Origin of the sequence: Corynebacterium sp. HMSC072D12 (assembly GCF_001813925.1) — a bacterium.
Taxonomy (GTDB): Bacteria; Actinomycetota; Actinomycetes; order Mycobacteriales; family Mycobacteriaceae; genus Corynebacterium; species Corynebacterium aurimucosum.
This window is the reverse complement of sequence record NZ_KV814386.1, coordinates 87,883-101,294: the sequence shown is the minus strand read 5'-3', so window position 1 is coordinate 101,294 and position 13,412 is coordinate 87,883. Positions and strand designations below refer to the sequence as shown.

At 61.2% G+C, this 13,412-nt stretch carries 8 protein-coding genes and 1 pseudogene; 6 read left to right on the top strand and 3 right to left on the bottom strand.

Annotated features, from left to right (window positions below; translation table 11 throughout):
- Positions 1–47: 47 nt before the first annotated feature.
- Positions 48–1,085: an aspartate-semialdehyde dehydrogenase gene (locus HMPREF2943_RS03340; RefSeq protein WP_070444230.1), complete on the bottom strand. Its 1,038-nt coding sequence runs from the start codon at positions 1,083–1,085 to the stop codon at positions 48–50.
- Positions 1,086–1,104: 19 nt separating this feature from the next.
- Positions 1,105–2,370, bottom strand: coding sequence for an aspartate kinase (locus HMPREF2943_RS03335; RefSeq protein ID WP_070444232.1), 1,266 nt, complete (start codon positions 2,368–2,370; stop codon positions 1,105–1,107).
- A 146-nt stretch (positions 2,371–2,516) separates the two neighbouring features.
- On the opposite strand from HMPREF2943_RS03335, the gene HMPREF2943_RS03330 reads away from it, so the two are divergent.
- Positions 2,517–3,389 carry a DMT family transporter gene (locus HMPREF2943_RS03330; RefSeq protein WP_070710798.1) on the top strand — a complete coding sequence of 291 codons (873 nt, stop codon included), beginning with the start codon at positions 2,517–2,519 and terminating at the stop codon, positions 3,387–3,389.
- Here the strand turns inward: HMPREF2943_RS03330 and HMPREF2943_RS03325 are convergent.
- A complete protein-coding gene (locus HMPREF2943_RS03325) occupies positions 3,386–4,588 on the bottom strand; it encodes a mannosyltransferase family protein (protein ID WP_070710797.1) in 1,203 nt (400 codons plus the stop codon). The genes HMPREF2943_RS03330 and HMPREF2943_RS03325 overlap by 4 nt on opposite strands.
- 271 nt (positions 4,589–4,859) lie before the next feature.
- Here HMPREF2943_RS03325 and leuA point away from each other — a divergent pair, with 271 nt between their 5' ends.
- The 5 genes and pseudogenes from leuA to HMPREF2943_RS03300 all read left to right on the top strand — a co-directional run bounded on the left by leuA (position 4,860) and on the right by HMPREF2943_RS03300 (position 12,582).
- A complete protein-coding gene (gene leuA / locus HMPREF2943_RS03320; protein ID WP_070710796.1) occupies positions 4,860–6,674 on the top strand; it encodes a 2-isopropylmalate synthase in 1,815 nt (604 codons plus the stop codon).
- Between the two features lie 331 nt (positions 6,675–7,005).
- Positions 7,006–8,841, top strand: a complete 1,836-nt coding sequence (locus HMPREF2943_RS03315; protein ID WP_070710795.1) for a hypothetical protein — start codon at positions 7,006–7,008, stop codon at positions 8,839–8,841.
- 104 nt (positions 8,842–8,945) lie between these two features.
- Positions 8,946–10,151 (top strand): annotated as a pseudogene (locus HMPREF2943_RS03310) (DNA polymerase III subunit epsilon); the annotation flags it as partial.
- Between the two features lie 369 nt (positions 10,152–10,520).
- A complete protein-coding gene (locus HMPREF2943_RS03305) occupies positions 10,521–11,810 on the top strand; it encodes a Mur ligase family protein (RefSeq protein WP_070710793.1) in 1,290 nt (429 codons plus the stop codon).
- On the top strand, positions 11,803–12,582 hold the full coding sequence (locus HMPREF2943_RS03300; RefSeq protein WP_070444246.1) for a type 1 glutamine amidotransferase: 780 nt from the start codon (positions 11,803–11,805) through the stop codon (positions 12,580–12,582). Before HMPREF2943_RS03305 ends, HMPREF2943_RS03300 begins: the two co-directional genes overlap by 8 nt.
- Positions 12,583–13,412 lie beyond the last annotated feature (830 nt).

Here is a 13,412-nt window from a genome sequence, read left to right as displayed (position 1 = left end):
GACTTTTCTTATTTATGCGGGTTCTAAAACTCGCTGCAGCTTTGCCTTTAAACTAGCAGCTCCGCAATCTGAATGGTGTTGAGCGCGGCGCCCTTGCGCAGGTTATCGCCGGAAACAACGAAGATGAGACCCTTGTTATCTTCCACCGTCTGGTCTTGGCGGATGCGCCCAACCAGGGAAAGGTCGATGCCTGCTGCCGCCAGCGGGGTCGGCACATCGACGACCTTGACGCCCGGCGCAGAGGACAGCACCTCGCGGGCCTGCTCCGGGGTAATCGGCTTCTCGAACTCCGCGTGCACCACCATGGTGTGACCGGTGAATACCGGGATGCGCACGCAGGTGCCAGAGACCTTCAGCTCCGGGATGCCCAGGATCTTGCGGGACTCGTTGCGCAGCTTCTGCTCCTCGTCAGTTTCTTCCGTGCCATCATCGACGAGGTTGCCAGCCAGCGGCAGCGCGTTATACGCAATCGGGGCGACGTAGGGGCCCAGATCCTCCTCGGAGACCTCGAGCGCCGAGCCATCGTGGACGAGCTCCACGCTGCGGTCACCGATGGACGCTACCTGCTTAACCAGGGTTTCCACGCCTGCCAAGCCGGAACCGGAAACGGCCTGGTAGGAGGCGACGCGCATGGTGGTGAGACCGGCGGCGTCGTGAAGCGCCTTCGTGACCGGCATGATCGCCATGGTCGTGCAGTTCGGGTTCGCGATAATGCCCTTCGGGGTGTTGCCCTTTTCCTGCGGGTTCACTTCCGAGACGATGAGCGGAACATCCGGGTCCTTGCGCCACGCAGAGGAGTTATCCACCACGATGGCACCGGCCTCGGCGAAGAGAGGGGCATACTCCTTCGAGGTAGCGCCGCCGGCGGAAAACACAGCGACGTCAATCCCAGCAAGGCTTTCAACGGTCTGCTCCGCCAAATCTTCCACGACAATCTTCTCCTCGCGGAAGGTGAGCTCCTGGCCCGCCGAACGCGCGGAGGCAAAGAAGCGAACCGTATCGGCCGGGAAGTTGCGCTCCTCCAAGAGGGTGCGCATCACGCGGCCGACCTGGCCGGTGGCGCCTACAACTGCAACAGTGGTCATGACCTTAACTCCTTAAACTTTAGCGTCCGGTACCAGCATAAACGGTGGCCTCTTCCTCGCCACCCAGCTGGAACTTCTCATGCAAAGCAATGGCTGCCTTATCGAGATCGGCCTCGCGGGTCAGCACGGAGATGCGAATCTCGGAGGTGGAAATGAGCTCCATGTTGACCCCAGCATCACGCAACGCTTCCGTGAAGTCGGCGGTGACACCCGGGTGGGACTTCATGCCTGCGCCGACGAGGGAGACCTTGCCCACCTGGTCGTCGTACAGCACGTTGGCCCAGTGGCCCTCCTCCTTGAGCTTAGCCAGGATCTCCATTGCCTTCGGGCCATCGGAGCGCGGGCAGGTGAAGGTGATGTCGGTGGTGCCGGACTCCAGGGAGGAGACGTTTTGCAGCACCATGTCGATGTTGATCTCAGCGTCCGCGATGGTGCGGAAGACCTTGGCTGCCTCGCCGGGGCGGTCCGGAATGCCCAAAACGGTGACCTTGGCCTCGGAACGGTCGGTGGCGATACCGGTAAGTACTGCTTCTTCCACGGGGATATCCTCCATTGATCCGGCAATCAGCGTGCCGGGGTCGGTTGAATAAGACGAGCGAACTCGAAGGGGAACGTTGAACGCGCGAGCGTACTCGACGCTGCGCAGGACCAGAATCTTGGAGCCGACGGCCGCCAGTTCCAACATCTCTTCAAAGGAAAGCTGGTCGAGTTTCTTGGCGTTATGGACGATGCGAGGGTCAGCGGTGTAGACGCCGTCGACATCGGAATAAATCTCACACACATCGGCCTTGAGCGCTGCCGCCAGCGCCACCGCGGTGGTATCTGAACCGCCGCGGCCGAGGGTGGTGACATCACGCGATTCCTTATTGACGCCCTGGAAACCCGCAACGATGCAGATCTTGCCTTCTTCCAGCGCTTCGGTAAGGCGGCCCGGGGTGACGTCGACAATGCGGGCGTTTCCGTGGCGCTCGGTGGTGAGCACGCCGGCCTGGGAGCCGGTGAAGGATTGAGCCTGCGCGCCCAAGGACTCCACCGCCATGGCAACGAGTGCATTGGAGATGCGCTCGCCAGCGGTCAGCAACATGTCCATCTCGCGCTGCGGCGGGACGGGATTGACCTGGGCCGCAAGGTCTAGGAGTTCATCGGTGGTATCCCCCATGGCGGAGCACACGACAACCACGTCGTTGCCCTGTTTCTTCGTCGCCACAATGCGCTCCGCCACCGCGCGAATGCGCTCTGCGCTTTCGAGGGAGGATCCCCCGTATTTCTGTACGACTAGGGCCACTGATGGTCCCACCTTTCCTGTCTGTGAGGGCCAATATCTGTTCACCGCCCAATACCTATAGACCGGCAGTCAACTCCTTTAGCCTACCGCCCTTTGGCTACCATCGAAACACGTACTGGGTATTAATTCCAGGTAGGGTAGAAACAGTGTTTTCAAACCTGGTTGCCATTGCGTTCGCACTGGCCTCGGCACTAGTCGTGGCCTGGGGAACTGTCATACGCCACCGCATCGTGTTGGACGCCAGCTCCCGCAGCGTCATGCGCACTGCAATTCGCACGCCCCTGTGGTGGGTTGGCACCGGTGCCGCCATTGTCGCCTATGCCTTGCAGCTCATCGCGCTCCATTTCGGCACACTACTCATCGTGCAGCCCATCCTTGTCCTATCCCTCATGTTCACGCTGCCGCTTGCTGCGTGGTATTCCCGCCGGCCGATGCCGCCGCGGGAGGTCTTCTGGTGCCTGACGCTGACCATCGCAGTGAGCATCATGGTGGTCTACGGGCGCCCCACCGCAGGCTTGACGACGCCCACCTGGTCCCAATGGTGGCCCGCCTTCGCCCTCGGCGCGCTGACACTCACCGCGCTCTTTGTGGCGGCCTATAACCGGCCGGAGGAATCCGCGCTGGCACTCGGCGCCGCCTGCGGCATCCTCTACGGCTACGTGGCGCTCGTAGCAAAAGCGGTGGTTGACGTCCTCTCCCACCAAGGCATCGCAACATTGCTAGCCAGTTGGGAGCTATACGCACTCATCGGACTGGCGGCTTCCGGCACGGTCATCCAGCAGTATTCCTTCCACGCCGGTGCCTTGGCGCACTCCCTTCCCGCCATGACCATCATGGAGCCCATCGTGGCTTTCGGCTTAGGCTACTGGGTCCTGGGTGAAAAATTTCAAGTCGAAAGCGTTGCGGGGTGGTGCGTGATGGGCGCTTCACTCATCATCATGATCGCGGCGACGATCGTCTTATCGCGTGTTCCGGTCAACCCGGGAAGCACTCAGCGCGCAGAGCAAAGCCAGCGTTAGATCGCCCACTCAAAGACCACCAGCATATACGCGGAGAACCACGCTGACCACAGGACCCATGCACCGCAGGCAGCCCACAGCACGCGCGGCCGCAGGGCACTAGCCGCGCGCACAACCCACGGCAGTATCAAGATAATGGCGGGCAGGAGGAGACGCGGACGCGAGTGCATGATGCCGTCGGAAAGCAGCACATTCGCGCAAAGCGCAGCACTAAACCACCAGGCCACCGGGGTAACCCTCCCCCATGCTGCCACCAGCAGCACAGGAACGCCCACGATCACCAGGGTGGTGAGCAGGTAGCCCACGTCGTTGTTCTCAGTCAGGGTTTCCCACACGAACTGCACGGTTGCCACACCGCCATCAAAGGTGGAATTCCAATGCTCAGTTTGAATCCCGAAGTAGCCACCAGCATCTGCCAAATAACGCTGCGTCCACAGTAGATATGCCGGTAGCGGGAGCGCTGCGACGACGACACCAAGCCACGCCTGCCAGGAGCGCCGCCCATAAATGAGCACCCACAGAGCAAAGACGGCGAGGAAGTCGACGGAGGTCAACCGAACGAAGGATAAGGCGAAGCCGAATGCCGCTGCACGCCACCAGGCGTGATCATCTAAGGCTATAAGCCCCCACACCACGAGGGCACCGAAAAGGGCCTCGGTATAGGGCATCGAAAATACGATAGACATCGGTGCGCTGCTCACCACGAGGGCCGCTGCACATTGCCCACGACGCTGCGCACCCACGCGCCGCGCCAAAACAATGACTCCGGCGGCCATGACTGCAGTAAGCACGGTGTTAACAATGAGCGCGGCTATCTCCAGACTGATTCCAGTCCAGCCCAGCACCCGCAGCAGCATGGGAAAGCCCGGAAAGAAAGCCATAGTGATTTCATGGACCGGGCCATCCGTGTTGATGTCGGCGTCGAAATACCCCGCGCGTGCGATTTCCAGGTAGTACTTGGAATCCCAGGCTGTGAGCCGATCCCACATTTCCTGTTCATTAACGGCGGCAATGACGCCGAGAACAGTGATACGCACTGCGGTGCCGACAACCGCGACCAGCACAGCAACCGACAGAAGCGCTAGCCTCCCCTGCACACCTGCCGGGGAGGCAGCAGCTGATAGGGCGCCTTCTACTGCGGTATCCGCCCGAGGTTCCGGTCTCGTCTTTGTGGAGTTTTCTTCGTGCACGCCACACATCCTATCCACACCGCACCACGTCCCAATATGTGAAATCAGTTGCCACACAATGAGAAGCGTTGTATTGTGGCTCACATGACTTTGCGGCACACTCTTCTCCTTAGTAGCCGCGGCGGGATTTAGGTTTGTAGCTTTACGGCCAGCGCCCCGTCGCGGAGCGTGGTGATGCCAACACACACCGCAGCTGGCCGTTCCCCACGATTCGCTCCACAGTTGCTCATCACAGCGACACAGCGAAACACACGCCTCACATAAGGAAGAGACCAACACTATGTCCCCCAACGATTCTTTCATCTCCGCTCCCCGCGAAATCACCACCCCAGCCGGCCCGCGCAATGACAACCAACCTGCCTGGAACAAACAGCGCGGTTCCTCGATGCCAGTTCACCGCTACCAGAGCTTCGCCGAAGAGGTCGAGCCGGTTAGCCTGCCTGACCGCACGTGGCCGGATAAGAAAATCACCGTGGCTCCGCAGTGGTGCGCGGTGGACCTGCGCGACGGCAACCAGGCCCTCATTGACCCGATGAGCCCCGAGCGCAAGCACCGCATGTTCGACCTGCTGGTCAAGATGGGTTACAAGGAAATCGAGGTGGGCTTTCCTTCCGCCTCTCAGACGGATTTCGACTTCGTTCGCGAGATTATCGAGGGCAACAAGATTCCGGAAGACGTCACCATTCAGGTCCTGGTACAGGCCCGCGAGCACCTGATCCGCCGCACTTTCGAGGCATGCCAAGGCGCAAAGAACGTCATCGTGCACTTCTACAACTCCACCTCGAAGCTGCAACGCCGCGTGGTCTTCCGCAAGGACCGCCCGGCCATTAAGAAGCTGGCAACGGACGCTGCGGAGCTCATCAAGAGCATTGCCAAGGATTACCCGGACACCAACTGGCGCTGGGAATACTCGCCGGAATCCTTCACAGGAACCGAACTGGACTTTGCTGTTGAGGTCTGCGATGCCGTTGTCGACATCATGGAGGCAACTCCAGAAAACCCCATGATCATCAACCTGCCTTCCACCGTTGAGATGATCAGCCCGAACGTTTACGCCGACCAGATCGAGTGGATGCACCGCAACTTTGCTCGACGTGATTCCATCATCATGTCCCTGCACCCCCACAACGACCGCGGCGAAGGCATCGCCGCCGCTGAGCTGGGCTACATGGCCGGTGCAGACCGCATCGAGGGCTGTCTGTTCGGCAATGGTGAGCGCACCGGCAACGTGGACATCGTTACCCTGGGACTGAACATGCTGACCCAGGGAGTGGATCCGCAGATCGACTTCTCCGATCTGCCGAAGATCCGCGAGACCGTGGAATACTGCAACCAGCTGCGCGTACCGGAGCGCCACCCCTACGGCGGCGAACTGGTATTTACGGCCTTCTCCGGCTCGCACCAGGACGCCATCAACAAGGGCCTGGACGCCCTGGCACAGGAGGTGCGCCCAGGCGCGAACAACACCGAGGTTTCTTGGGAAGAGCTGCAGGAAACCACCTGGGAAGTCCCCTACCTGCCCATCGATCCGAAGGATGTCGGCCGCGATTACCAGGCGGTCATTCGCGTCAACTCGCAGTCCGGCAAGGGCGGCGTTGCTTACATCATGAAAACCGATCACGGCATCAACATGCCACGCGCCATGCAGGCGGAGTTCTCCTCCGTGGTCCAAGCGGTGACCGATGCCGAGGGCGGCGAGGTCAACTCCAAGAACATGTGGGACATCTTTGCCAACGAATTCCTGGAGCGCACTTCCCCGCTGGAGCTGGTCTCCTTCCAGGTGGACAACTCCACCACGGAGGATGAGGATGCCAAGGTAACCGCAACCATCGTCTTCAACGGTGAAAAGCGCATCGTCTCAGGCATCGGCAACGGCCCTATCGCCGCATACGCTAATGCCTTGGAGGATGTCGGAATTGATTTTGAGGTCATCGACTACTCCCAGCAGTCCCGCACCTCCGGTGATGATGCGGAGGCGGCCTGCTACATTGCCGCCGAAGTCAACGGCGCTCAGGTTTGGGGTGCCGGCATCGCCGGCTCCACGACGCGCGCGTCCATCAACGCGATTACCTCTGCCGTCAACCGCGCGGACTAACGCTGACCACATCCGCCGACCAGCCGGAAGAAGCAGCAGCAGAAGAAGAAGAAGAAGGAGGAGCTCGGCCTCATCACCCGACCTCCTCCTTTGCGTATAATCCCCAGCACAATCTCTTTTGCTAATGTTTCCCCTTGCAACGCTGTGCTGGATATGCACTGTTGTAGCCCACCACGGCGAGTTATATAATCAACAAAGATAATTTTTCACAAGAACAATTTGAGCATCTTGTGCGGTTAAATGGATTTAAGTCCACGCTACGACATTCCCTACTGCGCACGGTTTCACACCTAGCGAATTCGGCACGGTACGAGTAACGAAGGCGAATAGTATGACGGTCACCAACTACGTGGTCCCCCACCGTGGTTTTGGTGAACCCCGCCGCCTTACGGTTGACGCCGTCAACCCAGAGATGTTCTTACAGCTGTTCTCTTCAGCAGAAAATAGCCATCTCCCCGTTACCTTGTGTGGGCACTCCAGCTCCGGCTTCCGTGTCCGGCATGGAGGGGACATCGTCGGCGTCATTCCCGCCTCCCAGTCTGCCGCTTATGCAGAGCTGGACTCGATCATCGGTGCGGGATTAACTCCTCAGGCCACCGCAGAGATCGCGCTCCGCGAAGATGCGGCAGAGGAATCCATCCCGGTGTTTGAGGTTCTCCTCCCCGAACCAGGCCTGTGCGTTCCCTTCAATATCCCCCCAGCCCAGCGCTGGGGCATGCTCAACGGTGACCGCGCACTGCATATCACTGATTTTTCGGCGACCACGCACTCTTTGCCGAAGCACCCCGCCCATCTCCTCGTGCGCTTGTCCAACCGCCGGCACTTTTTCCGCCGTGCCATCGAGGTTCACCTAGATGACGAACTCGTCGCCACCATTCCGCGCGATCAAGCCTCGCAGTTGAGCGATACCATCACGGGATTCAAACACGAGGGTCTCATCGCAATTGCTCGCGCCTACTTCACCCCAGATGCCGAAGCCCCAACGTTAACTCTCTACACCGAAGATGGAACACCAAACACCAGTTTTGCGGTGAAAACCGCAGGCGTCATCGCCGCTGCCGCGGGAGCGGCTGCCGCGACGGCGGCAAGTACCGCCAAGGCACACGCAACAATCGCACCTATCGGCAGCTCCAAGGCAGCGGGTGCGGCACAGACCACTGGTTCCGCTGTTACAAAGGGTGCACAAGCCCTCTCCCTGAATTCAGTTGGGGCTGCCGCGACGACTGGAACCCAGATCGCTGTCGCTGGCACCGGGCTCAAGCTAGCCTGCGCAGCAAGTGTCGCTGTACTCGTCGGCGGCACCGCTAGCTTTGTCTCCTCAGTGCGCGCAATGCATCCCGCCCATGACCATGTCACCGACTCGGTTCTGGAGGGCTATACCACGTCGCTGCCGGCTCCGAGCCCGGCCAATGATGCAGAAGCTGACAGCGAACCTTCCGCCTGGGCAGAAGAGGAGACCGAAGGCACCGCCGCAGGGATTCACCGCCCTGAGCATCACAGTCTTGCGACCACATCCCGCGCCATCGAGAACACTGCTTTCTCCGCCTCGGCAGAACCAACGGAACTGTCTGAACCGGCAGAGCCAACTGAGTTGACCGTGCAGCGTGAGCCAACTGAACCAGCAGAGCCCACTCAACATGCAGAGCTGGCTGCGCCTGAGGAAGTGACTCCTTCCCCTCGCAGCAGCCACGAAGTGCCCGCAACGCCGGAAGCAGAGACTCAGCCCGAAGAGCCGGAGAAGAACACCCCTTCCACGCGCACGAGCGAACCTAGCTCTACGCCGACTCAGAAGGCGACCCCAACTTCGGCAGCTCCGAACACGACTCCGACGGCTACCCCACGTACGTCTGAACCAGCTCCGTCGACCACGGCTGCGCCGATAACTTCCGAGCCCAGCGATTCCCTCACGTCAGAGCCAACCACCGAGTCCTCTCCCGAGCCGAGCGAAACGCCAACCTCAGAGCCGACCACTGAGTCCGCGCCTGAGCCAGAGCGCACCCCCGAGCCGAGCAGCACGCCCAAGCCAGAGCTCACCCCTGAGCCCAGCGAGAAGCCCAAGCCAAAGCCGAGCACAGAGCGCACTCCTGAACCAAGCCGCACACCGGACCCAACTCCAGAGCCAACGCCTGACCGCGACGGCTGGGTCATCATCATCGAATTCGGTTAGTCACCTCAGCGCGTAGCGCCACCCTTACTTCCATTTAGGTGGTTCGCACCGCTTCACGTGTGCCCTTTCCAGCTTCCTCGCAGTTGGGTACTAAACTGTGAACAATGACTACGACACCCGGCCCCACCAAGCCTGCAGCGCAGCCTGGCGCAGCAGGGACGCCGGCCGCGGCGTCACCGAACACCAACGCCCCGAAGCCGGGACCACGCCCGCACCAGGCTGCCCAAAAGCAGACCGGGAATGAGCAACAAACGGCCCAGCCGCACAAGGACGACAACAAGGACAAGGCCACCGCCCGCGAGGAAGCCCTCGCAGCTTTCCCCTTCGTGGCGCTGACCATCCAAACCACCGGCATCCACCCTTCCACCGGCAGACTGCTCACTGTGGATGCGCTAACCCTCAACGCCGAAGGCGAAATCGGCCAAGAGTTCCACGCCGTCATCAATCCGGGCGAGGACCCAGGCCCTAAACACCTGCACGGTCTCAGTGCTGAGGAAGTCCAGGCAGGACAGTCCTTTTCCATGCTCCTCAAACCACTGGACCGGCTCATCGATGGCCGCACTCTCATCGTCCACGACGCCCCCTACACCTGGGGTTTCATCGTCTCAGAGGCACGCCGCGCAATGACCGCCGCCGCCCGCCAAAACCGCGCGCGCAATCGCAACCGCGGCAAGGGCCGGCGCCGCCGATTCAAGGTGGGACACGTTCCCACCCCAGTGGCGATCGTGGATACCCTCGCCACGGCTCGTCGCCAAAGCGTGTGGGGCACCGATATTCGTCTGGCAGCAGTTGCTCGCGATACCGGCCTTCCGGCGCCTGACCCCACGGCCAGCGTCGAACGTGCGCAGAAGCCGGAGAAGGAGACCTCCCGCGAAGCAACCCGCCTGCTTGTGGATCTTTATCGCGCGCAAGCTTCAGGCCCACTGAGCAGTGCAGCACCGGATGATCTGCGAGCGGACCGTTTTGGGCTGCAGCGTTCCCACGTCCGCGTCGACGCTGCTGAAGCGCCCCGCCAGCACCACAACCCTGGCGCGTATGTGCCCGGCAAGGAGCTCATCCGCGGCATGGAGATCGTTGTAGCCCCGGAAATCACCGAGGACCCCGATACCATCATCGCCGCCCTAGCCCGCGAGGAGCTCAACTACTCGGAAAAGCTCACCCGAGAAACGTCCCTGGTGGTCTGCAACATCACCACCAACCTCGTGGGCAAGCCCATGCACGCTCACCGCAAGGACATCCCCCTGATGTCCGACGTTGCCTTCCTTGCCGCTCTCGAGCGCATCGAGGAACCCACGGAGCCAGAGGAAGAATCCGGGTCTAAGTCAACGGGTAGCTCGGGCGGACGCCACAGCAGCGGACAATCCAACCGCAATCGTTCCACGAACAAGAACCGCCGCCGCTCGCGCCGCAAGTCCTCCGGTACTCAGCACTCTGCCAAGCAGGAACACGCGCAGAAGAAGCACCAGGGCTCTTCGTCCGACGGATCTGCGAGTGACAAGCCCGCCCAGTCGGACTCCGACTCGAACAACCGGAACAGGGGCGGCAATAAAGGTCGCCGCCGTCGCCGGCGCGGTGGACGTGGCCGCCGCGGTAGTGGCAACCACCAGAAGCAGCAAAACTCGGGACACAACCGCTCACACAACACCGATAGCTAAGGTCCCCCGACTACTCTGGGGAACATGAATTTTAACTTCCGAAGCGCGTTTTCTTCTGCGCGCACTGCGGTTGCTACCACCGCTGCGGCGCTGGCCACCACCGCCTCGCGCGCCACGGGCCGCGGCGCGGGCGGCATGATTGGCGGACTCATCGCCAATGCCATCGACCCCACCATCATGCAGAACTTGGCCAAGCAGCGCCCGGCTATCCTGGTCACCGGAACCAACGGCAAGTCCACGACCACGCGCATGCTGGCCGCCGCAGTGCGCGCCGAACACACCGTGGCCACCAACGATGGTGGCGACAACATGGATGCGGGAATCATCTCCGCACTCTTGGCCGGCAAAGATGCGAGCCATCTAGTCCTTGAGGTAGACGAGCTTCACGTTCCCCACGTCGCGGATAATCTCAACCCCACCGCGCTGGTGCTGCTGAACCTTTCCCGCGATCAGCTGGACCGCGTGGGTGAGATCAACAAGATTGAGCGCGCCTTGCGCGGCGCCGTCGAGGCCCACCCGGACATGCTCGTCATCGCCAACTGCGATGACGTCCTCATGACCTCCGTGGCCTATGACGCGAAGAATGTCATTTGGGTTTCCGCGGGTGCCGGCTGGATGGGTGAATCCGTCACTTGCCCGCGCACTGGGGGCCACATCGTGCGCGAGGGCGAGGACTGGCACGCGGTCAAGCCGCTTGCCGACGGCCGCGAATTCCGACGCCCCACCCCCACCTGGGCAGTGACGGAGGACGGGCTGGTGAGCCCGGAGGGCGTCGATAAGCTGCGCCTTTCCCTCCCAGGCCGCGCGAACCGCGGCAATGCTGCCCAAGCCGTCGCCGCCGCGGTTGAAGCTTTCGGCGTGGACCGCCACAAGGCCATTGCCGCTGCGGAAGGCGTCGATGATGTGGCCGGACGCTACTCCACCATCACGCTGGGCAAGCGCACGATTCGCCTCCTCCTGGCCAAGAACCCGGCCGGCTGGCAGGAAGCGCTGTCCATGGTGGACCGAGAGGCAGATGGCTTGGTCATCGCCGCCAATGGCCACGTCGCCGACGGTATTGATATGTCCTGGCTGTGGGACGTGCGCTTCGAAGACTTCGAAGGTATTCCCGTCAAGGCAGCGGGTGAGCGCGGCACCGACCTCGCAGTGCGTTTGGTCTATGCGGATATCTCGCACGAGCTCATCGCAAACCCACTCGCCGCTATTCAATCCTGCCCGGAGGGCCGAATCGAGGTCTTGGCCAACTACACCGCCTTCCGTGATCTGAAGAAGGCCCTCACCGCCGCAGCAGCAAAGGAGCACTCGAATGACTAGCCTGCAGATTGGCCTCATCCTCCCTGACATCCTGGGTACCTACGGCGATGACGGCAACGCCCTGGTCCTGCGCCAGCGCGCCCGCATGCGCGGCCACGAGGCTGAGATCGTGCCCATCAAGCTAGGTGAGCCGGTGCCGGATTCTCTCGACGTCTACACCCTTGGCGGCGGCGAGGACACCGCGCAGATTCTCGCCGCGGAGCACCTCATCGCCGATGGCGGCCTGACCCGCGCGGCGGCCGCGAAGCGCCCGATTCTGGCGATTTGCGCAGGCCTACAGGTACTCGGCGAGTCCTTCCGTGCGTCCGGCCGCGTGGTGGATGGTGTGGGGCTCATCGACGCCACCACCGCCTCCATGACCGAGCGCGCTATCGGTGAGGTAGCCACGGAACCGACCAAGGCCGGAATCACCGCTGAGCTCACCGAGCCGCTCACCGGTTTTGAGAACCACATGGGTGCAACCATCCTGGGGCCTGCCGCCCAACCGCTGGGAACGCTCACGCGCGGAACCGGCAATGCGGATACCGCCGCCATTCTGGACCTCTCCGACAGGGCCGTCCAGCGCGGTGCCGAGGGCGCGGTACAGGGCAGCGTTATCGCCACCTACATGCACGGCCCCGTCTTGGCGCGCAACCCGCAGTTGGCGGATCTGCTACTGGCCAAGGCCATGGGAGTCGCGCTCAGCGAACTTGAGCCCTTGAACATCCCCGCCATTGACCAGCTGCGCACCGAGCGTTTTAACGCCTCGGAGCCGCCGCGCTCGCAGCGCTAGATATCAATAGAAGTAACTAACTGAACCGATTGACCACAACCTTCGGCACACGGTACCGTAGGCAACGGACGCACTAAGGTGCTCCACTTCCGAAGCTCGTGTTGTTCACACGAGCTTTCGCGTATCCAGGGGGTGTTCCTATATAGTTTGTCAACCTCGCGGGTGGATTAGCCGGGGTTATTCGGCAGGGCGAAGGCGATCCCTCGCCCACTTTTCGGCCTCTTCAGTCGCAGCGGTAGACGCGTCCAGAGCGTTCACGATGCTCCGTTGCTGGCCACCATCAAGACGATCCTACTGCTCGTTCAAGGCCGCGACGATGATCGCCTGGGCGTGCACGCTGACCCCAATCTGAGTGTTCCCGATACTGCCCAGGAGCAGCGAGCCCATATGACTACTTGTTCAAGCCGGTTAGAATCCAAGCACTACCCGGATTATCCAGAGAAAAAGTGAGAGCAACTGTCGTTGACTCCATGATTAAAGAAGACGGACTTGATGGAGAACACAGATCGAGAGCCTGTCGAGAGAACCTCACCCATTGTTCGCTGTCGCCCTTTCCTCTAAGAAAGAGGAAGTTTTCGTGATCGGAGAAGCCGTGTTCTGGAACAGGGGGATCATCAGCCATAAGTGTTTCTTTGACTGTTTGATACGGAGTGTATGGGCACACGAGCGAAAACTCAGTCCACTCTGGTCCGTAGAGTTCCTCCAGTGTGATGGACTCAGTAACGGGCATTGCATGTCCCGATCGTCCTAGGGACGCGAGATGAGAAGCCAATGGGTCATCAAAACTACAAGAGGAGAGTAATAGGGAGACAATACTAGTGAACCCTATC